The sequence below is a fragment of the Pseudomonas sp. 2725 genome, from assembly GCF_050434585.1.
GTDB lineage: Bacteria > Pseudomonadota > Gammaproteobacteria > Pseudomonadales > Pseudomonadaceae > Aquipseudomonas > Aquipseudomonas jessenii.
The window spans coordinates 605,983-632,945 of sequence record NZ_JBNDIV010000005.1 but is presented as its reverse complement, the minus strand read 5'-3'; the positions used below and the strand labels follow the sequence as shown (position 1 = coordinate 632,945).

Below are 26,963 nucleotides of genomic sequence, written 5' to 3'. Positions count from 1 at the left end.
TGCTCGCGAAGGCGGCATGTCAGGCAACATCAATGTTGAATGTGCCGACCTCATCGCGAGCAAGCTAGCTCCCACAGTTTTTGTGGTGACGCCGGCATTGCGAGCACACCCCAATCCCCTGTGGGAGCGAGCCTGCTCGCGATGGCGGCATGTCAGGCAGCATCAATGTTGAATGTGCCGACCTCATCGCGAGCAAGCTAGCTCCCACAGTTTTTGTGGTGACGCCGGCATTGCGAGCACACCCCAATCCCCTGTGGGAGCGAGCCTGCTCGCGATGGCGGCATGTCAGGCAGCATCAATGTTGAATGTGCCGACCTCATCGCGAGCAAGCTAGCTCCCACAGTTTTTGTGGTGACGCCGGTATTGCGAGTACACCTTAATCCCCTGTGGGAGCGAGCTTGCTCGCGATGGCGGTGTGTCAGGCAGCATTGATGTTGGATGTGCTGACAGCCATATCCGGATTCTGCGTTCGGCCGGTTTCGTAGTAGGCCTTGAGGTTCTCGGCAATCTGCCGAACGACCTTGTTGAAGGCCTTGGCCAGCAACCCTTCAATCAGCTTGCCACCGCGAAGGCTGTAACTCATTTGCAGAGTGATGCGGGTCGCGTTGCCTTCGGCTTGCAAGGCATAACTGAAACTCGCCTGGCGAAACGGAAAGGGCGAGTCATTGCCGCCCTTGTGCAACCGCAGCACGAACCCCGTGCCTTCCTGCCACTGCACCACGCTTTCATCCAGATACTGACCGCCCTTGCGCAACACCCGGCGACTGGCGCCGATACCTTCCGTTGCGCCAGGATGAAACTGGCAACCGGTCAGGCCTGGTACGTAGTGCGGGGCAAGGCTCAGGTCGCGCAGTTTGGTCCAGGCGGCTTGTCGCGTGAGGTTCAGCACAACGCTGTGGCTGGCTACGGGCATGTCGAAAGTCCTCTTATGGATGGGATTGAGCCGCATCGAGAAATGCCGGGCGTTCGCCCGCGCCATGCACCGCGATGTCCGCGCCGCTGACGTAACGGGCCAATGTCGAAGCCAAGTACAGGCAGGTATCGCCAATATCCTCCGGGGTCGCCAGGCGTTGCAACGGAATGGTCGCGGCCACCCTGGCAATGCCCGCGTCGTCACCATAATGCATGGCCGCCTGCTCGGTGAGAATCAGCCCGGCGGTCACGGCGTTGACCCGCACCTTGGGCGCCCATTCCACCGCCAGCGAGGTCGTCAGGTTGAGCAAGCCGGCCTTGGCCGCGCCATAAGCGGCGGTGCCGGGGGAAGGGCGGGTGGCGCTGACGCTGCAGATGTTGATGATCGCGCCACCGTCGGCCTGGGCCTGCATCACCAGGTTGGCCTGCTGGCACAGGTTCAGTGGCGCAATCAGGTTCAGGCGGATGATTGCCTCGCTGAAGCGCGGCGAAGCCGTGGCGGCGTCGGCATTCGGCGAACCGCCGGCGTTGTTGACCAGCACATCGAGGCGGCCGAAGCGCTCGACGATCTGCGTAATCAAGCGCCCGGACTGCTCGACATCCCGCAGGTCGCAGGCCACGAACACCGCCTCGCGCCCGGCGCTGGCCGGCAAGGTTTGTGGTGCTTCGCGACCGCAAATCACCACCTCGGCGCCACAGTCCAGAAAGCGCTGGCTGATGCCGCGACCCACACCTTTGCCACCTCCGGTGACCAGTACCACTTTGCCGCGAAAGTCCATTGGATCAAGCATGGGGTGTCTCGTTCTGTCGCTCGGGAATGTAACCGATGCTAGGTCTGCAACCCCGGCAGGCCAACGTCCAAAGGGACTAGAGATTGTCTGTAGGAGCGAGCCTGCTCGCGATGGACCTGAGAGCACCGCGGGGTGTCAGGTATCCAGCGTCATCGTTGACGACCATCGCGAGCGAGCTCGCTCCTACAAGTACAGGCGCGTAGTCCTGTCGGACGATGTTGATGGCCCGACCCGTCGGAATAATCCGGCTACAACAACAGGCCGGGAGGACACCTTATGGGCGCTTCAGCGCAAGGGCACTTCGTTACGCTGCCGGATGGTTTGCAGCTGCACTACAGAGACATCGGCAACGGCGAGCCGGTGATTTTCATCCATGGCAGCGGACCGGGTGCCAGCGGTCACAGCAACTTCAAGCAGAACTACCCGCTGTTCGCCGAAGCCGGTTACCGGGTGATCGTCCCGGATTTGCCCGGCTACGGCGCTTCGGACAAGCCCGACACCCTCTACACCCTGGACTTCTTTGTCGCCGCCCTCAGCGGTTTGCTCGATGCCCTCGACATCCAGCGTTGCGTGCTGGTCGGCAACTCCCTGGGCGGCGCGATCGCGATCAAACTGGCCCTCGACCAACCGCAACGTATCAGCCGTCTGGTGCTGATGGCACCCGGTGGCCTGATGGAAAAAGAACAGTATTACCTGCAGATGGAAGGCATCCAGAAAATGGGCGCGGCTTTCGCCAAGGGTGAGCTGAACGATGCGGTGGGTATGCGTCGCCTGCTGGCCTTGCAACTGTTCGACGAAACCCTGATCAGCGACGAAACGGTCAACGAGCGCGTGGCCGTGGTGCAACAGCAACCGGTGTGCGTGCTGTCGACCATGCAGGTGCCGAACATGACGTCGCGCCTGGCTGAATTGCAGTGCCCGATCCTCGGTTTCTGGGGCATGAACGACAAGTTCTGCCCGTCCTCCGGTGCCCAGACCATGCTTGAACACTGCACCCAAATACGTTTCGTGATGCTCAGCGAGTGCGGGCATTGGGTCCAGGTCGAGCACCGTGACTTTTTCAACCGCCAGTGCCTGGCGTTTTTTCAGGAGGCCCGTGGATGAGCGTGCAATTGCGCCGTGAGTTCGGCGAAGAGCTTTATCAGGCGCTGCTCAGCGGCTCCACCCTGGCGCCGCTGACCGAGCGCTGGCCGTCGATCAGCATCGAAGACGCCTATCACATTTCCCTGTACGCCATTGAGCGTCGAGTGGCGGCCGGTGACCAGATCGTCGGCAAGAAAATCGGCGTGACCTCGGCGGCGGTGCAGCAGATGCTTAACGTGCATCAGCCGGATTTCGGCTTCATCACGCGGCAGATGTCGTTCGATGACGATGCGCAAATTTCCCTGTCCGCCAACAAACTGATCCAGCCCCGTGCCGAGGGTGAGATCGCCTTCAAGCTCAAGCATGACCTGGTCGGCCCCGGCATCACCGAAGCCGACGTGCTGGCCGCCACCGAATACGTGATGCCGTGTTTCGAGATCGTCGATTCACGGATTCACGACTGGCGCATCCGCATCCAGGACACGGTCGCTGACAACGCTTCTTGCGGAGTGTTTGTGTTGGGCGACAGCAAGGTGGATCCGCGCGAACTGGACCTGCCGAATTTGCGCATGCGTGTGTTCAAAAACGCAGAGCCCCTGAGTGAAGGCCTGGGTTCGGCGGTTCAGGGAAATCCATTGACTGCGGTGGCGTGGCTGGCCAATACCCTGGGCGCCTTCGGCATTCCGTTCAAGGCCGGGGAAATCATCCTGTCCGGCTCGCTGGTACCGCTGGAACCGGCCCGTGCCGGCGACCGTTTTGAACTGACCATTGATGGCCTGGGCAGTGCCCGGGTGTCTTTCTGCGCCTGACTTTTGGAGTTTGACCCCATGAGCAAAAAACTCAGAGCGGCCATTATCGGCCCGGGCAACATCGGCACCGATCTGCTGATGAAAATGTGCCGATCGCAATGGATCGAGCCGGTGTGGATGGTTGGCGTCGACCCTGAATCCGAAGGCCTGAAGCGTGCCCGGGAAATGGGCATCAAAACCACCGCCGGCGGTGTCGATGGCTTGCTGCCTCACGTCCTCGACGATGACATTCGCATTGCCTTCGATGCCACCTCGGCCTACGTGCATGCGGAAAACAGCCGCAAGCTCAACGAACTCGGGGTGATCATGATCGACCTCACGCCGGCGGCCATCGGTCCGTACTGCGTGCCGCCGGTCAACCTCAAAGAGCACGCGTCGAGCCTGGCGATGAACGTCAACATGGTCACCTGCGGTGGTCAGGCGACCATCCCGATGGTGGCGGCGGTGTCGCGGGTGCAGCCAGTGAGCTACGGCGAAATCGTTGCCACGGTCTCTTCCGGTTCGGTGGGCCCGGGCACGCGGCAGAACATCGACGAGTTCACCCGCACCACCGCCGGTGCGGTGGAGAAGATCGGCGGCGCCCGACGCGGCAAGGCGATCATCGTGATCAACCCGGCCGAGCCGCCGCTGATGATGCGCGACACCATCCATTGCCTGACCGATGACGAGCCGAACCAGGATGCAATCCGCACCTCGGTGCTGGAGATGGTCCGTGAAGTGCAGCGCTATGTGCCCGGCTACAAGCTGATCAACGGGCCGGTGTTCGACGGGCGCAAGGTGTCGATTTTCATCGAGGTCGAAGGCCTCGGCGATTTCCTGCCCAAGTCCGCCGGCAACCTCGACATCATGACCGCCGCCGGTTTGCGCACGGCCGAGATGTTCGCCGAAGAAGCCCACAAGGGCACCCTGCAATTGCCTGCCCGTTGAGTGGAGAATCGCTATGAATTTGCAAGGTAAGAGCGTCCGTCTGCATGACATGAGTCTGCGCGACGGCATGCACGCCAAACAGCACCAGATCAGTATCGAACAAATGGTCTCGGTGGCCACCGGTCTCGATGCGGCCGGTGTGCCGCTGATCGAAATCACCCACGGCGATGGCCTGGGCGGTGCTTCGCTGAACTACGGTTTCCCGGCCCACAGCGACGAGGAATACTTCTCTGCGGTGATTCCGAAGATGAAACAGGCCAAGGTTTCGGCCCTGTTGTTGCCGGGGATCGGTACCCTCGACCACCTGAAAATGGCCCACGAACACGGCGTGTCGACCATTCGTGTGGCAACCCACTGCACCGAGGCGGACGTGTCCGGCCAGCACATCGGCATGTCGGCGAAGATGGGCCTGGACACCGTTGGCTTCCTGATGATGGCGCACATGGTCAGCCCGGAAAAACTGCTGGAGCAGGCGCGGTTGATGGAAAGCTACGGCGCCAATTGCATCTATTGCACTGACTCGGCCGGCTACATGCTGCCCGATGAAGTGACGCAAAAGATCGGGGCCCTGCGTGCGGGACTGAACGCCGGGACCGAAGTCGGTTTCCACGGCCACCACAACATGGGCATGGCCATCGCCAACTCCCTGGCTGCCATCGAGGCCGGTGCTGCACGGATCGACGGCTCGGTCGCGGGTCTTGGCGCGGGGGCGGGCAATACGCCGCTGGAAGTGTTCGTCGCGGTGCTGGAGCGCATGGGCGTCAACAGTGGCGTCGACCTGTACAAGATCATGGATGTGGCCGAAGACCTGGTGGTGCCGATGATGGACCAGCCGATCCGTCTCGACCGCGATGCCCTGACCCTGGGTTACGCCGGGGTCTACAGCTCGTTCCTGTTGTTCGCCAAGCGTGCCGAGCAGAAGTACGGCATCGCTGCTCGCGAACTGCTGGTGGAGCTGGGCCGACGCGGAACCGTGGGTGGCCAGGAAGACATGATCGAAGACCTGGCGCTGACCCTGTCGCGGGCCAGGGGTGTACTGCCGACCTGATTACTGCGGCAACGAAAAAACCACCGATCCGGTGGTTTTTTTATGGCCGGTGGAAACCGTGCTCAAGGCAGCAGATTGCGCACCACGGGCGGGTAGCAGTTGATGGCCGAGCTCGAACAGCTGAAGTAAGCCGTGGTCGGTCGGTAGGCTTCGTTCTTGAACAGTTGGCACAGACTGGTGGAAGCACCGGCACAGAGGATGATGAACAGAGCACAAGTCGTTTTGCGCATGATGAGTCTCGACACGGTTTTATTGTTGTAGAGACAGGTTATGGCGGCGGCGCGCGAGTGGCTTCGTCCGAATGGACTAGTTGATGACTTGAGAACTGCGCAACCCCCTGTGGGAGCGGGCTTGCTCGCGAAAGCGGAGTGTCAGGCGATGGAGATGTCGGCTGTGCCGGCCTCTTCGCGAGCAAGCCCGCTCCCACAGGTATTGTGTGGTGTCAGACCCGTCGGGCGAGGGCGCCTATTGCCATGAACAGCGCCGCAATCGCCCTGGCCTCGTGGAGTTCACCGCGGGCCACAAGTTCAGGGATTTGCGCCAGTGGTACACGCAGGCACTCCAGGGGTTCGGGTTCGTCGCCTTCGAGTTGGCAGGGGCTCAGTTGTTCGGCCAGTACGACTCGGTAGCGGTGGCACAAGTGCCCCGGTGCCAGGGTTAGCTCGCCCAGTTCAGTGAGGCGTTCGGCGCGCATTCCGACTTCTTCGCTCAGCTCGCGCTGCGCCGCCTGCAAGTAGTCTTCATTGGGCTCGGCGCCGCCCTTGGGCAGGCCGAGAATGGTTTTTTCCACACCGACCGCGTATTCGCGCACCAGCAGCACATGCTCTGGATCGGGCATCGCCACCAGCATCACCGAGCGATAACCGGTGCCGCGCAGGCGTTCGTAGACCCGCTGCTGGCCGTTGCTGAATTGCAGGTGCAGGGCTTCGATCTGAAAGTGGCCGCTTTGCGCCAGCAGTTCAGTCTTGAGGATGGTTGGGCAGTTGCGCATGGGGCAGTCCCCTGTTTGGGATAAAGACACTGTGCGCTGTGCAACGGGAGCCGCCATCGTCCGAGCGGACGAGGGCGGCAATGAGGGCTAGCCGAGGGTCGCCACGCTGCGCAGGATCAGGCGCACCAGCATGGTCTGGCGGGTCACGCCGGTCTTGGAGAAGGTCGAGCGCAGGTGTGCCCGCGAGGTGTTGCGGCTGATGCCCAGCTCCTCCGAGGCTTCGTCGAGGGTCAAGCCGTTGGCCAGCAACATCGCCAGCTGGGTTTCCGCCGGGGTGAAGTCGAACAGCGCGCGAACGATTTCCTGCGGTGCGGTGGATTGTTGCTCCGGGTCGCTGATGAAAATCACCACGGTCGGGCACTGCTTGCCTTCGCTCCAGTCGGTCAATGGCACCGAGCGCACGATGATCCCCAGGTCCGCTTTGCCGGACGGCCGCTGCACGCGCAGGGCTTCGACCACCGATGGGTTGCTGCTTTTTTGCGACAGCAGCGACTGCTTGACCAGGCGACGGAACTCCTGGGTGTCCCGGGCCGTACCGACCTGCAGGCCATCGTTGACCAGTTTGATGCCGTCCTTTTCCTGGATCAGTCGGTCGGCGACCTGGTTGGTCTGCAGTACCTTGCCGGCCTCATCGAGGATGATCGTGCCGACCGCCATCTGGTTCACCGCACCGGCGTACAGATTGCGTTCGGCTTCGATGCGGTTGAGCTGCATGTGGATCTTGATCGAACGCTCCAGGTGCGCAATGAAATGCGTGAGCATGGCCTTTTCTTCGTTACCGAAAGGCTTGTCGTCACGCCCGCGACTGATGCGAATGCGGCACTGGGCGCCGTCGACGGTGTTGATGTCGGCACCAAGGATGTGGAACACGTCCACCGGTTCAAGGAAGTTCTTGTAGAACTCGGAATTCTGCCAGTCGTCGTTGGAGACGAACTCGGCGAGGGTCACCACCTGGCGGTTGGGCAGGTCGACAAACGGATCTAGGCTGAAAAAGTGTTTGTTGTACGACGCGGTCGCCTCGGTCGAGGTGCCGGTGGTGTTGACCATCAAGCCGTCCACGTGGGCGCTGGGCGGACGCAGGATGAAGGTCACGTACTTGCTGTTCAGATGCACATTGAGCTGATTGAGAAAAGTAGCCCAGGGAATGGTTTCCAGCGGACCCTGATAGAGGTTGCCGATCAAATCACTGAACGTATCGAGGCTGAGGCTCTGCTGCATAGGGAAAAACCGTTTTTATTATTAGCGTTGGCGGTGGCCGAGAATAAGCGCCGGTATCGACTCCTTGCAACGCTCGGGCTCAGGGCCTGACCGGCGGCTGCCGAACAGGCCCATGACGGGCGAAAAACCGCTGGCGTCAGACCCGTTCGCTGGCGCGCACGACAAACTTCTTGTGTTCGGCAACGTCCGCCGACAGCGCCTCGACGTCGGTGTAGAACTGCTCGTACCAACGGCGCAGCTGATAGACCGGACCGTCGCCGTCACACAACAGCGGGTTATCGACGCGGGTCTTGCTGTGCCAGATGGCCACGTCTTCGTAGAAGGCTGCCTGCGCCTGCGCGACGTAGGCCTTGGCCATCGCCTGGTTCTGCTCTTCGCTCAAGCCCGGGATCTTCTTCACCAGCACGCCGTAGCGCAGGGTGAAACTGTCGAGGTCGACCGGCACGTGGCAGTTGAGCAGGATCGAGTGGATCGGCTGGCCGTTCATGGCACCGTTCATCTCGGTGATCTGATAGGCCGGGCCGAAATAGGTGGCTTCGGTGGTCAGCACGCTGTCACCGGACAGGCGCTCACTGCGGGCGCGCATGATCTGAGTGGCCAGGTGGCCCTGGAAAATGTTGATGAACTCGTCGACCGGCGCGCCATGGACGGTGCCGAAGTGCGCCATATCGGCGATGTTGTCGATCAGTTCGCGGCAGTTGGTGTCAATCTGCAGCTCGGCGACTTCCCACGCCGCCCATTCGTCGCTGTAGCAGGCGTCGATGCGCGGAATGCGTTGTTCCGGCAGCGGGGGGTTGCCTTCGGGGTCATTCCAGACGAACAGCAACTGGTTCTCTTCCATGATCGGCCAGCTTTTGATTTTGGCCCGTGGCGGGATGCGCTTGGCGTAGGGGATGTCATCGCACACGCCATCGGCGCCCCAACGCCAGGCGTGGAACGGGCAGCGGATCGAGTTGCCTTCAACGCAACCGGTGCTCAGGTCGGCGCCCATGTGCGGGCAGTAGCCATCAAGAATATGCAGCTCGCCGTCTTCGCCCTGGAACGCCACCAGACGGGTGCCGAACACCTCCAGGCGATGGGCCTTGCCGTCGCGGTATTGCGCGGCCAGGCCCAGGCAATGCCAGCCGCGGGCGTAGCGGTCTTCCAGCAGTTTGGCTTCGATGCGGTGCAGGGTACTCATCTTATTATTCTCCCAAGGGATCACGGGGTTGGCGCATGTAACGGATTCTGCCGCCCCTGTAAAAGCGGGCATCGTCTGAATGGACGATGGCTGCTTTAAGTAGGCCCGCTCTACTGGCGCCATTGGACCCATGGCAGGAGTTGGCGATGAGTAATGAACAAGGGCCGGTAGCGGTGATTACCGGGGCCGCCAGTGGTATTGGTCGTGGCCTGGCCGAACACGCAGCGACACTGGGCATGCGCCTGGTGCTGGCGGATCGGGATGCAGCGGGCCTGCAAGCCCTGTGCGACGAATTGAAGGCCAGCGGTGTGCAAGCGATTGCCTGCGTCACCGATGTCGGTGATGTGAAACAGGTCGAGCGCTTGCGTGACCGGGCTGTCGAGCACTTCGGCGGGGTCGACCTGCTATTCAACAATGCCGGGGTGATGCAAACCGGCTTCAGCTGGGAAATCACCGAGGCGCAATGGCAGCGCATGCTGGACGTCAACCTCAACGGCGTTATCAACGGCATTCGCAGCTTTGTGCCGTTGCTGCTCAGTCAGGGCCGGGCAGCCCATGTGATCAACACCGCGTCCCTTGCCGGGCTGGTCAGCAGTCCGCTGATGGCGCCGTACAACGTGACCAAGCAGGCGGTGGTCGCGCTCTCGGAAACCCTGCATTACGAACTCGCCATGATCGGTGCGCCGGTATCGGTTTCGGTGCTGTGCCCGGGGCCGGTGGCCAGTGAAATCATGGCGTCGAACCAGGTGGTGGACACCGCCGGATCCGACTTCAGCCAACTGCTCGATAGCACCATTCGTCAGGGCATGACCCCGGCGGAATTGGCCGCGCAAGTGTTCGCCGCCATCGCGCAAAAACGCTTCTGGATCCTGCCCCACAAGGGTTTCAAGCCGGCCCTTGAGCGCCGGGTACAAAGCATCCTGGGCGAGACCAATCCGCAGTTTCAAATGGCCGACGTAGAGGACGATGCCCATGCCGCTCGATAAGCAGATCGCTGGGGTGCTCCAGCAATTTCGCGACATCCCCGAGCCCGATTTCAGCCAGGTCGATGCCGCTCAGTACCGGCAGTTCTCCGACAACCTGCTGCCGGCCATTCCCGGCGATCCGATGAGCGAAGTACGCGACTTGCGGGTGGCCGGCGCGGACGGTGAACTGGACGCACGGCTGTACCGGCCATCGGAAGAACCCGACCTGCCGTTGCTGGTGTTTTTCCATGGCGGCGGGTTTGTCATGGGCAATCTCGATACCCACGACAATCTCTGCCGCTCGCTGGCCCGCCAGACCGAGGCGGTGGTGGTGTCGGTCGCCTACCGACTGGCGCCGGAAAGCAAGTTCCCCGCTGCGCCTCTCGATTGTTATGCGGCCACCTGCTGGCTGGTCGAGCACGCGGCTGAACTGCGCGTCGATGGCAGCCGGCTGGCTGTGGCCGGAGACAGCGCCGGGGGCAATCTGGCGCTGGCGGTCAGTCAGTTGGCGGCACGACGCCAAGGACCGAAGATCAGCTATCAGTGCCTGTTTTATCCGGTCACCGATGCGGGTTGCGACTCTCAGTCTTTCGAAGACTTTGCCGAGAGCTATCTGCTTTCCGCCGCAATGATGCGCTGGTTCTGGCAGCAGTATCTGCAAGACGTCGGGCAGGCGGATGATCCATTGGCCTCGCCGTTGCGTGCCGAGAGCCTGGCGGGATTGCCGCCAACCACCCTGATGACTGCCGAATTCGACCCGTTGCGCGATGAGGGCGAGGCAATGGCCGAATGTCTGCGCGAGGCCGGCGTGCCTGTGCGCGTACAGCGTTGTGACGGCATGATCCACGGCTTTATCAGCATGGCGCCATTTGTCGAAGGGGCGGCACATGCCTTGTCCGATGCGGCGGCCGACCTGCGCGGGGCGCTCAAATGAACGGCCTGGCTTTCAACACGGTACCGCAACTGATCGAGGCTATCGGCGCCGGTCGGATGGTGGTGATCACCGACGACGAACACAACGGCGAAGGCTCGTTGCTGATGGCCGCCGAACAGGCCGGGGCCGAAGCCGTCACTTTCATGGCGGTGCAGGCACGCGGGCTGATTTGCCTGGCCCTGACCGAGCAGCGCTGTCGAGCGCTGGGCCTGGACCTGATGGTGCCCAACTCCCGGGCGCAACATGGCGTGGGTTTTACCCGCTCGATCGAAGCCGCCACCGGGGTGTCCACGGGTATCTCGGCGGCGGACCGGGCGCGGTCGATCCAGGTGGCGGTCGACCCGGCCAGCGTTCCGACGGACCTGGTGCAACCGGGGCATATCTTCCCGGTGCAAGCCTTGCCCGGTGGCGTGATGCAGCGGGCCGGACATGTCGAGGCCGCTTGCGACCTGACGCGACTGGCGGGGCTGCAACCGGCGGCAACCCTGGTGGGCATACTCAATGAGGACGGCGAACTGGCCCGTGGTGCCGAGTTGCATGAGTTCGCCCAACGTCATGGCTTGCGGATCGGCACCATTGCCGACCTGATTCACTACCGCATCCTGCATGAAGGCACGATCGAGCGCGGCGGCGAGTATCCGCTGCATACCCGCCACGGTGAGTTCCAGGTGACCACCTATCAGGACACCTACCAGGGCTCGCTGCACCTGGCGCTGGTCAAGGGCCGGATCGACAGCACGCAACCGGTGTTGGTGCGGGTGCAAAGCATCGAGACGTTGCGTGACGTGCTGGGGTGTGAAAGCGAAGGCGGGCCGCAACAGTGGACGCTGGAGCGTTCGCTGGCCAGTATCGCGGCGGCCGGTAGCGGTGTGCTGGTGCTGCTGGCGCAAAAGGAATCCGCCGAAGGCGTGCTTGAGCAACTGCGTCAGCGCAGCGGCGGCAAGCACCGGGCGCCACAGTTTCCGCAACGGACTTTGGGCATCGGCGCGCAGATCCTGCGCGACCAGAACGTGCGCAAAATGCGCCTGATGAGTTCGCCGGTGCCGTACACCGCCGTGTCCGGGTTTGACCTGGAAGTGACGGAGTTTGCGCCGTTTCAGCCGGCAGTCTGAAGCCAACACAAAACCCAGTGGGAGCAAGCTCGCTCCCACAATGATTTTTGGATACCCGCAGATGTTGCGTACACCCGGTAACCCTGTGGGAGCGAGCTTGCTCGCGATAGCTATCGATTGGTCACATCCGGTCAAAGGTTGACCCAACGCCCAAGCATCCACCGGTCTAGCCTTGCTCCTGAATTCACCATGGAGAGGGCAAAGGAATGCCTGATTTACCTGCTTCATTTCGTCTGCGCATCGGCCGCTATGCCGAGCCCAACCGGGTTTACCTGTTGACGAGCAATACGCTGGATCGAGAACCGGTTTTCAAGGATTTCGGTTTGGGCAGGCTGGTCGTCAAGCAATTTCAGTATGCACAGGAACAATACTGGGCGAACTCTTTAGCGTGGGTCGTCATGCCCGATCATTTTCATTGGTTGATCGAGTTGCAGCAGTGCTCACTCAGTCAGCTGATGCAAAAAACCAAATCATTGAGTACGCGGGCCGTGAACATGTCCGTCGGACGTAAAGGCAGTCTATGGCAGCAGGGCTATCACGATCGGGCGTTGAGGCGGGATGAGGACCTGGTCAAGCTTGCTCGATATGTTGTCGCGAACCCGTTGCGGGCTGGGTTGGTTGAGAAGCTTGGCGACTATCCGTTGTGGGATGCGATCTGGGTTTGATCCGTAACCGCGTAGCCACCATCGCGAGCAAGCTCGCTCCCACACTGGTTTTTGGTTAGCCGCAGATGTTGCGCACACCCGGTACCCCTGTGGGAGCGAGCTTGCTCGCGATGGCGGTCTGTCAGGCGAGTTTGATGTGGACTGGGCCGACCTCATCGCGAGCAAGCTCGCTCCCACAATGATTTTTGGATAGCCGCAGATGTTGCGCACACCCGGTACCCCTGTGGGAGCGAGCTTGCTCGCGATGGCGGACAGTCAGGCGAGTTTGATGTTGACTGGGCCGGCCTCATCGCGAGCAAGCTCGCTCCCACAATGATTTTTGGATAACCGCAGATGTTGTGCACACCCGGTAACCCTGTGGGAGCGAGCTTGCTCGCGATGGCGGTCTGTCAGGCGAGTTTGATGTGGACTGGGCCGGCCTCATCGCGAGCAAGCTCGCTCCCACACTGGTTTTTGGATAGCCGCAGATGTTGCGTACAACCGCTAACCCTGTGGGAGCGAGCTTGCTCGCGATGGCGGTCTGTCAGACGAGTTTGATGTGGACTGGGCCGACCTCATCGCAAGCAAGCTCGCTCCCACAATGATTTTTGGATAACCGCAGATGTTGCGTACAACCGGTAACCCTGTGGGAGCGAGCTTGCTCGCGATGGCGGTCTGTCAGGCGAGATTGATGTGGACTGGGCCGGCCTCATCGCGAGCAATGGCTTTGTGATTAACACCGCTCCGTGCTTGCTTAAGGCCTGACCCCGCGCAATATCTTCTTCGCCTGATCTTGCATCGCCTGCGGCGCGGTCATGTTGCCGTCGATCACGGTGATCACCGCGTGGCCTTGCCACAGTTGATAGGCATCGGCCTTTTGCTGGGTTTCGGTCGGTGTCGACGGGGCGGCCAGGTTGACGTGGACCACGCCGTCGGCGCCGCGCTGGGAGGTGAAGTTGACCCGATCCCAATTGCCGATCGGCGCAAAGCTCACGCCTTTGACTTCATCGGGTTTGAGGGGCGGGTAGTTGAGGTTCAGGCCGCTGACACCGGGCAGGCCGAGCACGTTCAGATCACACTGATGTTTGTTCCTTGCGCAGGCCTGTTTGGCGTCTGTACCGGCCAGGCCCGCCTGTTCGATGACCTTCACGGCAAAGCGCGCCGTGTCGTCCATGGCGCCGAGGGTCTTGCGGTAGCCGGCCTGCTGGTCGCGGATGATCAGGTCCATGTCGATACCCGTGGACACCGCCACCGCCGGAATTCCCTTGAACATCGCGCGAACGGCGGCGTTGAGGGTGCCGGACATCTGCGTCAGCGGGCCGACGTTTTCGCCGAAGTTGCTGCCTGACACCACCAGGTCTGGCGGCGAATCCTTGAGGATCACGTCGAGGCCGACGTTGACAGCATCCACCGGCGTGCCGATGGCGGAGGTCTTGCCGGCGGGCGGAGTGTAGTCCTGCGGCGGCCCGACGCAAAATTTGCCTGGCGCCAGTTCGGTCACCGCCAGGGCCTGGCCGGGTACGACCACGCTGGCGGCGCTGATGCCGCTGCTGTCGTTCAACGGGCCGACCAGGGTGACCTTGTGCCCGGCGGCGGTCAGCGCCCGGTACATCGCATCGATGCCGGGCGCGCGGCAGCCATCGTCGTTGGTCAGGAGGATGTTCAGGGCGTTGGCTTGCATCGACAGGCCAACGCTGGCCATGGCGATGATGCCGGTGAGGAGTTTTTTCATGGCGAAGTCTTCCGTGGGCGCAGCGGATTTTACAAAGCACAACGCCCCGACCGAATGATTCGGTCGGGGCGCGGTGAGTTTAGCGGGTGCCGAGTTTGCGCAGGTTGCCAGGGGTGAATTCGTCTTCAGTGAAGGCGGTGGCGTTGAGCTTGGCCGGCTTTTGATCGATCAGCATGCGGTCAACCAGGTAAGAGCCGGCGATCAGGTCGTGGTAGATGCCAAGGCGAGCGTGGTAGCGCTGCATCTCATAGGCGTAGATCGAGGTCTGCATGTTGGTGCGCCACAACTGGCCACGGCTGTCGTAGTTGTCGGCCATGGTCGCGGACCAGGTGTCCTCGTCCAGGTACAGCACGCGCTTGGCGTATACGTGGCGGGCACCTTCCTTGAGGTTGGCCTGCAACACCCAGACGCGGTGTTTCTCGTAGCGCATGTACTGCGGATCGACGTGGCCGGTGGTGTCCAGGATCTGGTCGGCCGTTACGCTCGGGTCGTCGATCTTGTAGTTGTGGTACGGAATGTAGATTTCCTTCTTACCGACGATGGTCCAGTTGTAGCGGTCTGGCGCACCGTTGAACAGGCGGTCTTCGTCGTACACCCGAAAGCCTCCCGCGCCGGTCGGCGAGTCATAACCCACGGTCGGCGCGCGACGTACCCGGCGTTGGCCGGGGCTGTACTGCCAGGCCTGGCGCGGGGAGGCGGTCGGATTGATGAACTCGTGACCGACCACGATCTCGCCTTTCTTGCGCACCGGTTCCAGGGTGGTGAGCAGGAAGTGGGTGGATACACCGTTCGCGGCCTCCAGGGTTTTGTCCGGGCTCGACCAGATCGAGAAGATCTTGTAGTTGACCTCTTCCAGCACCTTTTCCTTGTTGGAGTACACCACCGCCTGGCCGTAGTTGGCCTCTTCAGTGTTGGCGCGCCCCTGCAAGGTATGGTTGAACATCAACTCGCTGCCGTTCTTCGGGATCGGGAACGGCGAGGCACCCCAGGCGTTTTTGGTGTCGTTGTTGTCATTCTCGAGTTCGGCAGTGACGGCGTTTTTCTTGATCTGGTCTTCCAGGCGCTGATCAAGGCGGAAGTCGCGGTGGCTCGGGTAGACCGGGATCTTGAAGGTATCCGGATATCGCTTGAACAGCGCCTTCTGGCCATCGGTCAGGTTGTCGGCGTACTTGTCCATGTTCTTCGAATCGATCACGAACAGCGGTTTTTCCGCGGCGTACGGGTCCGGGTACGGCGTGCCGGGGCCGGCGTATTTGAGTCCTGGCGGCAGGCCGCGCCATTTGCCGGACCAGGCCGGGATGCTGCCGTCGGCGTTGCCGGCTTTTTCGGCGCCCATCGGGGTCAGGTCCTGGCCCAGGCGGGCGGCTTCTTCGGGGCTGACCTTGGCGTAGGCCAGGCCACTGCCGAGCAGGCCGACGGTCAGCGCAGTGCTCAATAATGTTTGGGTGAATCTGGACATGCTGTGCTCCTCCGACAGGGGAATCAGAACCGGTACTTGAAGTTGAGCGCGACGTTGTCGCGGTCGGCCAACGGGCTGTTGTTGGCGCTGCCGAGGTAGGCGTTGTAGCGGGCCTCGACGGTGAAGTTGCCCAGGTAGCGCCACGAACTGCCGATGCTGGCGCGGTTATCGTTCTGGCCGGCGTTGATCGAGCCGACCATCGAGCTGTCGCCGTGGGCGGCGGCGCTGAAGGTGACAGGCACCGACATGTCCCATCCGCTGAACACGTCGTTGTAGTCAAAGTTCGCCTGCACCGTGTAGCCCCAGGCATCGCGGTCATAGACCAGGCTGTCGGTGCCCGGCAGCGCAAAACCAGGGGCCAGGGTCACTGGCTGCGACTCGTCGTTGCTGACCACGGTGTTGTAGACCAGCTCGCCGGTCAGGCTGGTGTTGTCGGCGAAGGAGGTCGGGCCGAGCACGTAGATCATCGACGTTTGTGCTTGTATGGTCTTGCCGCGCACGGGGCTGGAGAAACCGTTGTCGACCATCACTGGCGTGCCGTCTCGGTAGCTGACTTCACCGGCCCAGCTGACATCGCCCAGCACCGTGGCGAAACTCGCACCGAACAGGTCGATATTGTCGAAGTAGCGCACCTGGTAGCGGCCCAGGTTCGTCGCAAAATCCAGCGACGGCGTCTTGTCGTGATAGCGCGAGTAGAAGAGGCCGAACTCGGTGTTGTTCAGCGACTCGGCGGCGTAGGTGAAGGCCACACCGTACTGGCCGCTGTCGCTCGGCTTGTCGTCCTTGAGGCGGGTGACGAAACCGGAGGCGTCGTTGAAGCCGCCCTCGTCGATGAAGTCGGTGGTGGAGAAGTAACTACCCACGCCGAACAGCTCGGTTTTCTCCCACTTGTATTGGTAGTAGGCCTGGATACCCAGGCTTTCGGTCAGGGCGAACTGGGTGAACAGTTGGCCGACCGGCAGCAGGATTTCCTTGACCTCGACGCCCGGGGTGGTCGCCTTGGTCGCGTCCACCGGGCTCTGGGCCGCGGAAATACCCGGATAGAACAGACTTTCACCCCAGCTCACCACCTGATTACCCAGGCGCGCGTTGAGGGCATGGCCGCTCACGTCCCAGGTGCCATAGGCGTAGTAGTCGAGCATGCGCAACTCATTGCGATGCTGGTCGATGGTGTCCTGGGAGAAACGGTCGGGTTTGCTGCAATGGCCGCCGGCGAAGCAGTTGGAAGTGCCGGTGGTGTTGTCGTTGTCCTGATCGTAGACGTTGTCGTAGAAGCCCGTCGCCCGGACGAACACGCCGTAGTCGTCTTGCCACTTGATGTTGGCTTCGGTGAGAAAGCCGCTGCGGTTGTTGATCAGGCTGCCTTTGTCGAACGCGTTGTCGCCGTCGTTGCCGTTGGCATTGGCGGTCAGCTTGTGATCGCGAGACTCGGTCCGCCAGGCGAGGCTGTAGGTCAGAGTGGTGTCCCAGTCGATGCTCAAGTCTTCGCTTGGCTGAAAGCTCATGGCGTTAACGTGAGCGCTAAGTCCACCAGCCAGCATCAATAGAACAAGCTGTGTGCGAGGGTGCTGTGTTGGTGGGGCGATTATTGTTTTTATCATGTCGTCCTCATGGCCCAGGTCAGACCTGCCCGACCTGCATTTCAGGGGAGTGATTGGTGCTGTGGGCGACTATGGAGTCACGACTTGCGCGCAACATCGTCCAAGCGGACTAAGCGATTTGTACGGGGCGGGCGCAGTCCTGGCCTTAGTCTTATCGGACGATGAACACCCGGCGCACGGGGCGAACAATCCCGAGACCGACTGCACCGGGCGAAGATCCGGCGGTGGCGGTTTCTGCCTGATGGGCGCTGAACAAGGGTGATCGCATGAACGCTGCCGGGATCAAATGGGACGAGTGCTGTGATGTGTTGGTGATTGGCTCGGGAGCCGGGGGCATGACCGCAGCGCTGCGCGCCCACGACCTGGGCCTGAATGCGTTGCTGATCGAAAAGAGCGGCGAGTACGGCGGCACCTCGGCGGTGTCCGGCGGCGGCATCTGGATCCCCAACAATCACCGGATCAACGCCATCGGCGGCAGTGATTCGGCGGCCGAAGCGATTGCCTACATCCGCGCCGTGACCCATGGCGAGATCGACGATGGGCGCATCGAAGCCTATGTCGAACACGGCCGGGAGATGGTCGAGTACCTGGAAAAACACACCCGCGTGCGCTTCGAGGCGCAACCGCGCTACGCCGATTACTACCCGGAAGTCGAGGGCGGAAAACCGGGCTATCGTTCGATGGATCCGCAACCGTTCGATGCCGCCGAACTCGGCGAAGAATTTTTGCGTATGCGCACACCGTCCCCCGGCACCCTGATGATGGGGCGCATGGCGATGACCATGAAAGAGGCGCAAGTGCTGCTGTGCCGTGGCCCCGGCTGGTTGCGCCTGACCCTGCGGGTGATGTGGCGCTACTGGCGTGATCGCGAGGGGCGGCGTTTATCCCGTCGCGACCGTTTCCTGACCCTGGGCAATGCCTTGATCGGTGCCTTGCGCTGTTCGTTGCAGGATCGCGGCAAGTCGCTGTGGCTCAATTGTGCACTCGAAGAGCTGCTGCTGGTCGGCGACCGGGTCGGCGGGGCACGGGTCAATCGCAATGGTCAGTTGCTCAACGTCAAGGCGCGCTACGGGGTGATCATCGCCGCCGGTGGTTTCGAGCGTAACCAGGAAATGCGCGAGCAGTACCTGCCGCAGCCATCCCGGGCCAACTGGAGTGCCACGCCACCCAACAATACCGGCGACGGTATTCGCGCCGGCCAGGCCATCGGTGCTCGGACCGCGTTGATGGAGCACAGCTGGTGGGCGCCGACCACTTACGTCAAGGGCGAAGAAAAACAGCGGGCGCTGTTCGTTGAACGCACCTTGCCGGGGTGTGTGATGGTCAACGCGGCGGGGGAGCGTTTCGTCAACGAGGCCGCGCCTTACACCGATATTGTTTACGCGATGTACGCCAACAACCGCGAAGGCGCCGCGAGCGTGCCGTGCTGGATGGTGTTCGACGCCGAGTTCCGCCGCAAATACCCGTGCGGCGCCTTGCTGCCGGGCTATGCCCAGCGCGATTGGCAATTGCCCGAGCATTTGCGTGATTACTTCCACAAGGCGTCGAGCCTGGAAGAACTGGCGACGAAAATCGGCGTCGACGCTGGCGGGCTGGTGCGCACCGTGCAGCGTTTCAACGGCATGGCCGTGCAGGGCGTCGACGAGGATTTCCACAAGGGCGAATCACTGTTCGATCGCTACTACGGCGACCCGAACGTGCAACCCAATCCGTGCCTGGCGCCGTTGCTCAAAGGGCCGTTCTACGCCGTGCGCATCGACGCCGGCGACATCGGCACCAAGGGTGGCCTGCTGACCGACGTGCACGCCCGCGTGTTGCATGAAGACGGCGAACCGATCAACGGTCTGTACGCCATCGGCAACAGCGCCGCCTCGATGATGGGCCGCACCTATCCGGGTGCCGGTTCGACCATCGGCCCGGCCATGACCTTCGGTTACCTGGCCGCCAATCACATCAAGCGCCAGAGCGAAACCGCTTCGGCGAAAACCTTGTCCGGGAGTGTCGAATGAACAACCAGCGTCCACAGATCGCCGTAGTGACCGGCGCCAGTCGCGGAGTCGGGCAGGGTATTGCCCTGGCCCTTGGGGCGGCGGGCATGACGGTGTATGTCACCGGTCGCGCCCCGGCGCAGGGCGGGTCGAATTTGTACGGGCATGCCTTGCGCGGCTCGCTGGAGGACACCGCCGCCGCGATCACCGACGCCGGTGGGCGCGGTATCGCGGTGGTCTGTGATCACGCCGATGACGCGCAGGTTCAGGCGCTGTTTACCCGTGTGGAACATGAGTGCGGGCATCTGGATCTGCTAGTGAACAACGCCGCGTTCATCCATGACCAGTTGATCGAACCAGGGCCGTTCTGGACTAAACCGCTGGACCTGGTGCGCATTCTCGACGTCGGCCTGCGCTCGGCCTACATCGCCAGCTTCTATGCCGCGCCGCTGTTGCTCAAAAGTGCCCAAGGGCTGATTTGCTTCACTTCGTCGTTCGGTGCCGGGTGCTACATGCATGGCCCGGCGTACGGCGCGCAAAAGGCCGGCGTCGACAAGCTGGCGGCGGACATGGCGATCGATTTCGAAGGGCAGGGCGTGGCGGCATTGTCGCTGTGGCTCGGCCCGCAACTGACCGAACGCACGAAGATTGCCGGCGAACAGCATGGCGAGCAGTACCAGGCGTTTCTGGCCCACGCCGAAACCCCGCAATTCAACGGGCGGGTGATTCATGCCTTGCTCAATGATCCGCAGTTGATGGCGTTGTCCGGGCAGACCCTGATCACCGCCGAAATTGCCCCTGGCTACGGCATCAGCGAAGCCGAAGGCCGCCAGCCGCCGTCCCACCGCGCCATGCTCGGCGACCCGCGTAAGCAGCATCCGGCGCGGGTGGTTTAACTACGTCATCTCGGCACACACAAAACCTGTGGGAGCGGGCTTGCTCGCGATGACGGAGTGTCAGCCAACATCTATGTCGACTGACCTGACGCTATCGCGAGCAAGCTCGCTCCCACAGTTGAGCTGTGTCGGACTCGAAACCTGTGTACACCCTCGAACATTGTGGGAGCGAGCTTGCTCGCGATGACGGAGTGTCAGCCAACATCCATGTCGATTGACCTGACGCTATCGCGAGCAAGCTCGCTCCCACAGTTGAGCTGTGTCGGACACGAAATCTGTGTACACCCTCGAACATTGTGGGAGCGAGCTTGCTCGCGATGACGGAGTGTCAGCCAACATCTATGTCGATTGACTTGACGCTATCGCGAGCAAGCTCGCTCCCACAGTTGAGCTGTGTCGGACGCGAAATTTGTGTACACCCTCGAACATTGTGGGAGCGAGCTTGCTCGCGATGGTCTATCAGTTGCATTGATGTCGACTGACACACCATCGCGAGCAGGTTCGCTCCTACAGGGATTGTGTTTAGTCGACTGGCTGCAATGCCCACTCGCGCAACACATTCTTGGTCACTTTCCCCGCCGCATTGATCGGCATCTTCTGCAGCACCTGCACCCGACGCGGAACCTTGTAGTTGGCCATCTGCTCACGGCACCAGGCGAGGAATCGGGTCTGCTCGATTTCCATACCCGGAGCAGGCAGCAGAAACGCCATCGCCACTTCGCCCAAGCGTTCGTCGGGAATCCCGATTACCGCTGCCTGGGCCACGCCCGGATAGGTCAGCAAACACTGTTCGATCTCCGCCGGGTACACATTGAAGCCACCGGTGATGAACATGTCCTTGAGGCGGTCGGTGATGCGCAGGTAACCCTGTTCGTCGAGCATGCCGATGTCGCCGGTGTGCAGCCAGCCGTCGGCGTCGAGTATTTCCTGGCTGGCTTCGGGGTTGTTGAGATAGCCCTGCATCAGGTTGTAGCCGCGAATCTGCACTTCACCGGGAATGTTGGCCGGCTGGCTGCGACCGCTGTTGCCGACACAGCGCACTTGCACCCCCGGCATCGCCCGACCACTGGTGTTGGCGACCAGTTCTGCCGAGTCGCCGGACCGGCAGATCGTGGCGAACCCGCAGACTTCCGTCAGGCCATACGCGGTGACGATGGTGGCAAAGCCCAGTTCGTCGCGCATGCGGTGGATCATCTCCACCGGAATTGCTGCCGCCCCGGTCACCGCCACGCGCAAGGAGCTCAGGTCGAATTCGTTGCGTTGCGGATGGGCAAGCAACGACTGATACAACGTCGGTGGCCCGGGCAACACGGTGATGCGTTCGCGCTGCACGCATTCGAGCACGGCCTGCACGTCGAACACCTGCTGCGGCAGGAGGGTGCAGCCACGCATCAGCGCTGCCAGCCAGCCGGCCTTGTAGCCGAAGGAGTGGAAGAACGGATTGACGATCAGGTAGCGATCGCTTTCGCGCAAACCGACGATATCGCTCCAGTCCCGCACGATTCGCAGGTTCTGGCCGTGGCTGGTCATCACGCCTTTGGGTTTACCAGTGGTGCCCGAGGTGAACAACACGTCGGACAAGGCCTGCGGGCCAACGCTCTGTTCGCGGGTGCGCAAGGCCAGTTGCGGCACATCGGCCGCCAGATCCATAAACCGATTCCACGCCAGGGTGCCCGAATTGGCACCACGCACGCTGACGATGTGGCGCAGGGCTGGCAGGTCTTCCGACGTCAGCATGCCGGGGTAGTCCGCGCCGAGGAATTCGCCGATGGCAAACAGTACGCAGGCGCCGCTTTCGCGCAGGATGTAGCCGGCCTCGCTGCCCTTCATCCGGGTATTGAGCGGCACCAGGGCGGCACCGACACTTTGCAGGGCGCCAGCCGCAACGATCCACTCCCACACGTTCGGCGCCCAGATCGCCACGCGGTCCCCGACCTGTACGTCGAGGGCCAGCAGTGCGCGGGCAGCCTGGCGGCGCAGTTGGTCCAGTTGTCGGTAGCTGATGGTGTGGCCCGCGTCCTCGATGGCCGGGCGGTCGCCGTAGGCCTGGGCCGCGTTGGCGAACAGTTGAGCAATGGTCAGTGCGGTGGCGACAGGCGGCATGGGGCCTCCCCGGTTAGAAGACAAGTACGAAAAAGGGAGTAGGCCGGGCAGGGCGCCCGGCCGGATTGCGAATTACTGGGCGGGCGGGGCGAAACGGCGACCGGCGGAGAAACCACCGTCCACGGCGATCATCTGGCCGCTGACAAAGGATGCTTCGTCGGACGCCAGGAACAGCGCAACGTTGGCCACTTCTTCCGGTTGCCCGGAGCGGCTGAGCATGTGCTGCGAGGCGAAGAAGGCGTGGAACGCGTCATTGTCACGGACCATGCTGGTCATCGGCGTTTCGATCAGGCCGGGGCACAGACCGTTGACGCGAATGTTGGCGTAGCCGTAGTCGATGGCCATCGAGCGGGTCAGCTGGTTGATGCCGCCCTTGGACACGTTATAGGCCACGTTGCCGTCGCAGCCTTGCAGGCCGAAGATCGAACCGACGTTGATGATCGAGCCATTACGTTGTTCAACCATCGACGCCAGCGCGTATTTGCTGGTGAGCATGCTGCCGGTCAGGTTGATGTCCATCACCCGTTGCCAGTTGGCGGTGGTGGTCTGGGTCACGCTGCCCTGGTCGGCGACGCCGGCGGCGTTGACCAGTACGTCGATGCGCCCGAAGCGGCTGATGACTTCTTGCATGACCTGCTGCACCTGCGCTTCGTCGCGCACGTCCAGGGCCATGAACAGGCCGGGAAAGTCTGCCGGTGCGCTGCCGATGTCCAGCCCGACCACTTGCGCACCTTCGGCCGCGAAACGGCGCACGCAGGCCAGACCGATACCCGAAGCGCCGCCGGTGACCACCGCGACCTTATTCTGCAAACGAGCCATAACTGCACCTCTTTATTTTTGTGGGCTAATGCTGTGGTCGAGTCTAACCGCAGACCCGGCCTGGGTGATCGTCCATTGGGACTAAGGCGACAGAGCGCCTTTGATCATGCCTTCCTGTAGGAGCGAGCATGCTCGCGAAAAATGCCCTGACAACGCGGGTATTCAGATACCCCGCGTTATCGTTGACGACCATCGCGAGCATGCTCGCTCCTACAGGGGGGAGGGTCTCAGTCGGGGAATTTAAGGCGTACCCGGGCACCGGTCGGTCGGCTCTGGCAGGCCAGTGTCCAGCCGTCGGCGAGTTCCTTCGGGGTCAAGACGTCGTTGCGCGCCAACTGGACTTCACCTTCCCTGACCATGCACATGCAGGCCCCGCAAAAACCTTCTTCACAGGACGACGGCACGTCCAGACCGGCGACCTTGCAACTTTGCAGCAGGGTGTCGCCGGGTTTGCAGGCAATTTCGTGTTGCTGACCATCGAGCTCGACGATCAGCGCTTCGCATTGCGAATCCATGGCCGCAGCTCGTGCCACGGCCTCTTCGGCCAGCAGTTCATCGGGGTCCGGCGGCGAGACGAAGCGTTCGACATGGATCCTCTCGGCCGCTTCGCCCACTGCCAGCAGCGTGCGCTCCACGGTGTCCATGAACGGTCCAGGCCCACAGATGAAGTAGTCGCCGCCGGCCGATCCGCGCAGCAGATGACGGACCTGATGGTCCGTCAGGAAACCCTGCACCGAATCGAGGACGTGCACCACGTGCAGTTGATCAGGATGCGCCTTGATCAACTGGCACAGCTCGTCCTTGAAAATCACCGACGCCTCATCGCGGTTGGCGTAGATCAATTTGATCGGTCGCCGACTGCTGTGCAGCACCGATTTGAGAATGGAAAACACCGGGGTGATGCCCGAGCCGCCCCCGAACAAGACCAGGGGCTTTTCGGTGTCCGCCTGCGGGTCCAGGCAGAAATGCCCGGCCGGTGGCAGCACTTCCAGCCAGTCGCCGACCTGCACTTCGTTCATCCAGTTCGACACCCGACCACCGTCGACCCGTTTCACCGTGACCTTGGGCAGCGCGTCCGCGAGGGGCGAGCTGGCCATGGAGTAGCAGCGGGTCAACAGTTTGCCGGCCAAGGGCACGCGAAAACTCAGGAACTGGCCCGGTTTGTAGCGAAAGCGCTCACGCAGGGCTGGCGGTACGTCCAGCACCAGCGAGCGCGCATCCAGGGTTTCGTCGATCACCGCGCACACTTGCAATGAGACGCTTGCCGTCGTGTGTTCGGCCGGGGTCAGGTTCTGTTGTTGCGTGCCCATGTTCACCTCGACCTCAGAGACTGCTGATCAGTTGGGCGTTGTCGACGCGAATCTCGGCACCGTTGACGAATCGCGACTCGTCGGTGGCCAGGAACAGCACCACGTTGGCAATGTCCCGTGGCGCGGCCATGCGGTTCATCGGGTCCTGGTCCAGCGCTTCCTGCGGGATCGGCTGACCACCGGCCAGGGCCTGGGTCATCGGCGTGTTCACGCCATCGGGGTGCACGCTGTTGCAGCGGATGCGGTAACCCTGCTGTTTGCAGTGCAGGGCAATCGAACGGGTCATCGCCGCCACCGCGCCTTTGGACGCCGAATAAGCGCAGAACATCGGCATCGCGCCCAACGCGGCCACCGACGACATGTTGATGATCGACCCGCCGCCGGTTTCCTTCATCGCCTGGATCGCGTACTTGCAGCCGAGGAAGTAGCCTTCGCCGTTGATCTTCTGCACCTTCTGCCACAGCTCCAGCGTGGTGTCTTCGATGCTGCCCAGGGCCAGGATCGCGGCGTTGTTGACCAGTACGTCGAGACGGCCGAAGTGTTCGACGGTGGTCTTGATCACCTGTTGCCAATCGCTTTCGCTGGCGATGTCGTGGCGTATGAACAGCGCGTTGGCGCCGATTTCTGCAGCCACCTGGCGACCGGCCTCTTCGTTGAGGTCGGTCAGTACTACTTTGGCGCCTTCGCGGGCCAGCAGCAGGGCGTCTTCGCGACCGATGCCGCTGGCGGCGCCGGTGATGATGCAGACTTTGCCTTCTACACGTTGCATTGTTGTTCTCCTGATCGTGCGGTTTGAAGTGCGAATTGGTCGGCCACGTGGGCGGCAGCCCGGCGACCGGAGTAAATGCAGTCGGCCAGGGACAGGCCGGAGACATACAGGTTGGAAGCGACCCCGACCGCATTGCGGCCGGCGCTGTACAGGCCCTGGATAGGTTGGCCGGCATGGTCCAGCACCCGACCGCTGCCCTCGCAGACCTTCAACCCGCCAAGGGTGATGACCGGGCAGGGGAACAGGCGGCTGGTGAAGGACAGGTCGAGGGCGTACCACGGGCCTTGTTCGAGATTGGCGAGCATCGCCGAGGACTTGCCGAACTCGTCGGCGACCTCACCGCGTGCCGCCCGGGAATAGCGTTCGACACTCTGGCGCAGCAGTTCCGGCGGCAGGTTGCAGCGTTTGGCCAACCCGGCCAGGCTGCTACTGCGTTTGGCGTTGAACAGCAGATTGAGCAGCACCGGCAGGCGCTGGAAATTCCACACCTTACCCGGGCCCACCTGACGCAACGCTTCGCGCATCAGCTCACGGTTGAGCACCAGGATCGCGCGACCGTCTTGTTCTTCGACCATGGCGTGGCCGAGGGTCGCACCGTAGATTTCTTCGTTGGCGTAACGCTGTCCACGGGCATTGACGATCAGCCCGCGGGCCCAGGCCAGTGGCGGATTGATGAAGCGCCAAGCGCTGATCTTGTCCATCCGCGCCACGCTGCCACCGGCGCTCTGGCCCAGGGCGATGCCGCTGCCATTGCACCCGGTGGCGCCCAGGGGCAACCCGGCCAGGTACTGCGGCGCGTGTTGGCGCACCAGGTCGCGATTGAAGATAAAACCGCCGCTGCTCAATAGCACCGCCTGTTCGGCGCGAATCAATTGCCGAATGGCGCTGGTCTGCTCGATGCGACGCTGACGGGCGCGCAAGCGGTCAGCCAATGCGGGGGCGTACATATGAATGGCGGCGGCCCAGCGCGACAGCCGCGCATGTTGTCGGGCTGCGCGACTGCCGGAAGGCAACTGCCAGGCTTCGACGCCGATGACCTTGTCGTCGAGGTCGAGCACCAGTCGCCGCACTTCGCACTGGCTGCGCAGGCGCGCACCGTGACGCAAGGCGCTGGCCTTGAGCGGGGCGAACAGGCTGGCGCCGGACATGCCCGGACCTTTGGTGCGGTGGCCACGGGGTGCCGGTTTGGCGCTGGCGGCATAGGCCGGCACGGCTTCGTTGCCGGAGTAATAGAGGTAGTACTGGTCACTCGGGTACGAGGTTTTATGCGGCGGCACGCTGGCCTCGAACGCCGCGCCCTGTCGCTCCAGCCAGGCCAGTTGTTCGCGGCTGCCGTCGCAGAAATTGCGCAATGTCGCGTGGCTGACGGCTTCGCCGACTTCCTGACGCAGGTAATTGAACATGGCTTCGCTGGTGTCTTCATAGCCAGCCTGACGCTGATACGGCGTGCCACCACCGGCGTACACCACGCCACCACTGAGCGCCGTGGCGCCGCCGCCTTCGAAGCGATCCAGTGCGAGCACTGACAGGCCGCGAGTGCTGGCTTCGATGGCGGCACAGGCGCCGGCACCGCCAAACCCGACGATCAGCAAGTCGCAACGGTCATCCCATGGCAACTGGTCGGCGCTGTTCACTCGCAACGCCGTCAACCCGTTCAGGCTGTCCATGTTCG

Annotated in this window: 24 protein-coding genes; 10 read left to right on the top strand and 14 right to left on the bottom strand. The window is 62.3% G+C overall.

Features of this window, described 5'->3' with window-relative positions; genetic code table 11:
• Positions 1-418: 418 nt before the first annotated feature.
• Both ABIE16_RS17680 and ABIE16_RS17675 read right to left on the bottom strand, forming a co-directional pair.
• On the bottom strand, positions 419-913 hold the full coding sequence (locus ABIE16_RS17680) for an SRPBCC family protein (RefSeq protein WP_150814212.1): 495 nt from the start codon (positions 911-913) through the stop codon (positions 419-421).
• A 13-nt stretch (positions 914-926) separates the two neighbouring features.
• The gene (locus ABIE16_RS17675; protein ID WP_429521662.1) at positions 927-1,703 is read right to left on the bottom strand and encodes an SDR family oxidoreductase; all 777 of its coding nucleotides are present in this window, start codon (positions 1,701-1,703) and stop codon (positions 927-929) included.
• A 276-nt stretch (positions 1,704-1,979) separates the two neighbouring features.
• Between ABIE16_RS17675 and ABIE16_RS17670 the strand changes: the two genes are divergently transcribed.
• Genes ABIE16_RS17670 through dmpG form a run of 4 tightly spaced genes read left to right on the top strand, consistent with a single transcriptional unit; the run spans position 1,980 to position 5,570 of the window.
• On the top strand, positions 1,980-2,807 hold the full coding sequence (locus tag ABIE16_RS17670) for an alpha/beta fold hydrolase (protein WP_429521661.1): 828 nt from the start codon (positions 1,980-1,982) through the stop codon (positions 2,805-2,807).
• The gene (locus ABIE16_RS17665) at positions 2,804-3,595 is read left to right on the top strand and encodes a fumarylacetoacetate hydrolase family protein (RefSeq protein WP_057714049.1); all 792 of its coding nucleotides are present in this window, start codon (positions 2,804-2,806) and stop codon (positions 3,593-3,595) included. Before ABIE16_RS17670 ends, ABIE16_RS17665 begins: the two co-directional genes overlap by 4 nt.
• Before the next feature lie 18 nt (positions 3,596-3,613).
• The gene (locus tag ABIE16_RS17660) at positions 3,614-4,522 is read left to right on the top strand and encodes an acetaldehyde dehydrogenase (acetylating) (RefSeq protein WP_090456759.1); all 909 of its coding nucleotides are present in this window, start codon (positions 3,614-3,616) and stop codon (positions 4,520-4,522) included.
• Positions 4,523-4,535: 13 nt separating this feature from the next.
• Positions 4,536-5,570 carry a 4-hydroxy-2-oxovalerate aldolase gene (gene dmpG, locus ABIE16_RS17655; protein ID WP_057714051.1) on the top strand — a complete coding sequence of 345 codons (1,035 nt, stop codon included), beginning with the start codon at positions 4,536-4,538 and terminating at the stop codon, positions 5,568-5,570.
• A 62-nt stretch (positions 5,571-5,632) separates the two neighbouring features.
• Here the strand turns inward: dmpG and ABIE16_RS17650 are convergent, their stop codons facing one another.
• The 4 genes from ABIE16_RS17650 to ABIE16_RS17635 form a co-directional block, all read right to left on the bottom strand.
• A complete protein-coding gene (locus tag ABIE16_RS17650; RefSeq protein WP_167362873.1) occupies positions 5,633-5,800 on the bottom strand; it encodes a hypothetical protein in 168 nt (55 codons plus the stop codon).
• 212 nt (positions 5,801-6,012) lie between these two features.
• A complete protein-coding gene (nudE, locus tag ABIE16_RS17645; RefSeq protein ID WP_150814210.1) occupies positions 6,013-6,561 on the bottom strand; it encodes an ADP compounds hydrolase NudE in 549 nt (182 codons plus the stop codon).
• Between the two features lie 87 nt (positions 6,562-6,648).
• Positions 6,649-7,779: a helix-turn-helix transcriptional regulator gene (locus ABIE16_RS17640; RefSeq protein ID WP_057714053.1), complete on the bottom strand. Its 1,131-nt coding sequence runs from the start codon at positions 7,777-7,779 to the stop codon at positions 6,649-6,651.
• 136 nt (positions 7,780-7,915) lie between these two features.
• Positions 7,916-8,959 (bottom strand): Rieske 2Fe-2S domain-containing protein, encoded by a 1,044-nt coding sequence (locus ABIE16_RS17635; RefSeq protein WP_057714054.1) that lies wholly within the window; start codon positions 8,957-8,959, stop codon positions 7,916-7,918.
• Positions 8,960-9,105: 146 nt separating this feature from the next.
• Between ABIE16_RS17635 and ABIE16_RS17630 the strand changes: the two genes are divergently transcribed.
• The 4 genes from ABIE16_RS17630 (at position 9,106) to ABIE16_RS17615 (ending at position 12,635) form a co-directional block, all read left to right on the top strand.
• A complete protein-coding gene (locus ABIE16_RS17630) occupies positions 9,106-9,945 on the top strand; it encodes an SDR family NAD(P)-dependent oxidoreductase (RefSeq protein WP_429521660.1) in 840 nt (279 codons plus the stop codon).
• A complete protein-coding gene (locus ABIE16_RS17625) occupies positions 9,932-10,858 on the top strand; it encodes an alpha/beta hydrolase (protein WP_223531817.1) in 927 nt (308 codons plus the stop codon). The genes ABIE16_RS17630 and ABIE16_RS17625 overlap by 14 nt, the downstream gene beginning before the upstream one ends.
• Positions 10,855-11,970, top strand: coding sequence for a 3,4-dihydroxy-2-butanone-4-phosphate synthase (locus ABIE16_RS17620; protein ID WP_429521659.1), 1,116 nt, complete (start codon positions 10,855-10,857; stop codon positions 11,968-11,970). Before ABIE16_RS17625 ends, ABIE16_RS17620 begins: the two co-directional genes overlap by 4 nt.
• 206 nt (positions 11,971-12,176) lie before the next feature.
• Positions 12,177-12,635, top strand: a complete 459-nt coding sequence (locus ABIE16_RS17615; RefSeq protein WP_057714058.1) for an REP-associated tyrosine transposase — start codon at positions 12,177-12,179, stop codon at positions 12,633-12,635.
• A gap of 733 nt (positions 12,636-13,368) precedes the next feature.
• Here the strand turns inward: ABIE16_RS17615 and surE are convergent.
• The 3 genes from surE to ABIE16_RS17600 all read right to left on the bottom strand — a co-directional run bounded on the left by surE (position 13,369) and on the right by ABIE16_RS17600 (position 17,346).
• A complete protein-coding gene (surE, locus tag ABIE16_RS17610; protein WP_407515699.1) occupies positions 13,369-14,346 on the bottom strand; it encodes a 5'/3'-nucleotidase SurE in 978 nt (325 codons plus the stop codon).
• A gap of 79 nt (positions 14,347-14,425) precedes the next feature.
• On the bottom strand, positions 14,426-15,805 hold the full coding sequence (locus tag ABIE16_RS17605; RefSeq protein WP_057714060.1) for a DUF1329 domain-containing protein: 1,380 nt from the start codon (positions 15,803-15,805) through the stop codon (positions 14,426-14,428).
• 23 nt (positions 15,806-15,828) lie between these two features.
• Positions 15,829-17,346, bottom strand: a complete 1,518-nt coding sequence (locus tag ABIE16_RS17600; RefSeq protein ID WP_306345028.1) for a DUF1302 domain-containing protein — start codon at positions 17,344-17,346, stop codon at positions 15,829-15,831.
• 326 nt (positions 17,347-17,672) lie between these two features.
• Between ABIE16_RS17600 and ABIE16_RS17595 the strand changes: the two genes are divergently transcribed.
• The gene (locus ABIE16_RS17595) at positions 17,673-19,415 is read left to right on the top strand and encodes an FAD-binding protein (protein ID WP_429521658.1); all 1,743 of its coding nucleotides are present in this window, start codon (positions 17,673-17,675) and stop codon (positions 19,413-19,415) included.
• On the top strand, positions 19,412-20,290 hold the full coding sequence (locus ABIE16_RS17590) for an SDR family NAD(P)-dependent oxidoreductase (RefSeq protein ID WP_429521657.1): 879 nt from the start codon (positions 19,412-19,414) through the stop codon (positions 20,288-20,290). The genes ABIE16_RS17595 and ABIE16_RS17590 overlap by 4 nt, the downstream gene beginning before the upstream one ends.
• Before the next feature lie 522 nt (positions 20,291-20,812).
• Here ABIE16_RS17590 and ABIE16_RS17585 read toward each other — a convergent pair.
• The 5 genes from ABIE16_RS17585 to ABIE16_RS17565 all read right to left on the bottom strand — a co-directional run bounded on the left by ABIE16_RS17585 (position 20,813) and on the right by ABIE16_RS17565 (position 26,958).
• A complete protein-coding gene (locus tag ABIE16_RS17585) occupies positions 20,813-22,393 on the bottom strand; it encodes a FadD3 family acyl-CoA ligase (protein WP_429521656.1) in 1,581 nt (526 codons plus the stop codon).
• Positions 22,394-22,465: 72 nt separating this feature from the next.
• Positions 22,466-23,212 carry an SDR family NAD(P)-dependent oxidoreductase gene (locus tag ABIE16_RS17580; protein ID WP_349735485.1) on the bottom strand — a complete coding sequence of 249 codons (747 nt, stop codon included), beginning with the start codon at positions 23,210-23,212 and terminating at the stop codon, positions 22,466-22,468.
• A gap of 227 nt (positions 23,213-23,439) precedes the next feature.
• The gene (locus ABIE16_RS17575; RefSeq protein WP_429521655.1) at positions 23,440-24,522 is read right to left on the bottom strand and encodes a 2Fe-2S iron-sulfur cluster-binding protein; all 1,083 of its coding nucleotides are present in this window, start codon (positions 24,520-24,522) and stop codon (positions 23,440-23,442) included.
• Between the two features lie 13 nt (positions 24,523-24,535).
• A complete protein-coding gene (locus ABIE16_RS17570; RefSeq protein WP_090456735.1) occupies positions 24,536-25,291 on the bottom strand; it encodes a glucose 1-dehydrogenase in 756 nt (251 codons plus the stop codon).
• Positions 25,279-26,958, bottom strand: coding sequence for an FAD-binding protein (locus ABIE16_RS17565; RefSeq protein ID WP_429521654.1), 1,680 nt, complete (start codon positions 26,956-26,958; stop codon positions 25,279-25,281). Before ABIE16_RS17565 ends, ABIE16_RS17570 begins: the two co-directional genes overlap by 13 nt.
• Positions 26,959-26,963 lie beyond the last annotated feature (5 nt).

Coding starts and splice junctions, on each gene's coding strand:
- surE (WP_407515699.1), bottom strand. CDS start 14,346: ATGAAAAAACTCCTCACCGGCATCATCGCCATGGCCAGCGTTGGCCTG.
- ABIE16_RS17585 (WP_429521656.1), bottom strand. CDS start 22,393: ATGCCGCCTGTCGCCACCGCACTGACCATTGCTCAACTGTTCGCCAAC.
- ABIE16_RS17620 (WP_429521659.1), top strand. CDS start 10,855: ATGAACGGCCTGGCTTTCAACACGGTACCGCAACTGATCGAGGCTATC.
- dmpG (WP_057714051.1), top strand. CDS start 4,536: ATGAATTTGCAAGGTAAGAGCGTCCGTCTGCATGACATGAGTCTGCGC.
- ABIE16_RS17625 (WP_223531817.1), top strand. CDS start 9,932: ATGCCGCTCGATAAGCAGATCGCTGGGGTGCTCCAGCAATTTCGCGAC.
- ABIE16_RS17575 (WP_429521655.1), bottom strand. CDS start 24,522: ATGGGCACGCAACAACAGAACCTGACCCCGGCCGAACACACGACGGCA.
- nudE (WP_150814210.1), bottom strand. CDS start 6,561: ATGCGCAACTGCCCAACCATCCTCAAGACTGAACTGCTGGCGCAAAGC.
- ABIE16_RS17600 (WP_306345028.1), bottom strand. CDS start 17,346: ATGCTGGCTGGTGGACTTAGCGCTCACGTTAACGCCATGAGCTTTCAG.
- ABIE16_RS17680 (WP_150814212.1), bottom strand. CDS start 913: ATGCCCGTAGCCAGCCACAGCGTTGTGCTGAACCTCACGCGACAAGCC.
- ABIE16_RS17605 (WP_057714060.1), bottom strand. CDS start 15,805: ATGTCCAGATTCACCCAAACATTATTGAGCACTGCGCTGACCGTCGGC.
- ABIE16_RS17565 (WP_429521654.1), bottom strand. CDS start 26,958: ATGGACAGCCTGAACGGGTTGACGGCGTTGCGAGTGAACAGCGCCGAC.
- ABIE16_RS17635 (WP_057714054.1), bottom strand. CDS start 8,959: ATGAGTACCCTGCACCGCATCGAAGCCAAACTGCTGGAAGACCGCTAC.
- ABIE16_RS17595 (WP_429521658.1), top strand. CDS start 17,673: ATGAACGCTGCCGGGATCAAATGGGACGAGTGCTGTGATGTGTTGGTG.
- ABIE16_RS17665 (WP_057714049.1), top strand. CDS start 2,804: ATGAGCGTGCAATTGCGCCGTGAGTTCGGCGAAGAGCTTTATCAGGCG.
- ABIE16_RS17650 (WP_167362873.1), bottom strand. CDS start 5,800: ATGCGCAAAACGACTTGTGCTCTGTTCATCATCCTCTGTGCCGGTGCT.
- ABIE16_RS17570 (WP_090456735.1), bottom strand. CDS start 25,291: ATGCAACGTGTAGAAGGCAAAGTCTGCATCATCACCGGCGCCGCCAGC.
- ABIE16_RS17640 (WP_057714053.1), bottom strand. CDS start 7,779: ATGCAGCAGAGCCTCAGCCTCGATACGTTCAGTGATTTGATCGGCAAC.
- ABIE16_RS17675 (WP_429521662.1), bottom strand. CDS start 1,703: ATGCTTGATCCAATGGACTTTCGCGGCAAAGTGGTACTGGTCACCGGA.
- ABIE16_RS17670 (WP_429521661.1), top strand. CDS start 1,980: ATGGGCGCTTCAGCGCAAGGGCACTTCGTTACGCTGCCGGATGGTTTG.
- ABIE16_RS17580 (WP_349735485.1), bottom strand. CDS start 23,212: ATGGCTCGTTTGCAGAATAAGGTCGCGGTGGTCACCGGCGGCGCTTCG.
- ABIE16_RS17590 (WP_429521657.1), top strand. CDS start 19,412: ATGAACAACCAGCGTCCACAGATCGCCGTAGTGACCGGCGCCAGTCGC.
- ABIE16_RS17630 (WP_429521660.1), top strand. CDS start 9,106: ATGAGTAATGAACAAGGGCCGGTAGCGGTGATTACCGGGGCCGCCAGT.
- ABIE16_RS17660 (WP_090456759.1), top strand. CDS start 3,614: ATGAGCAAAAAACTCAGAGCGGCCATTATCGGCCCGGGCAACATCGGC.
- ABIE16_RS17615 (WP_057714058.1), top strand. CDS start 12,177: ATGCCTGATTTACCTGCTTCATTTCGTCTGCGCATCGGCCGCTATGCC.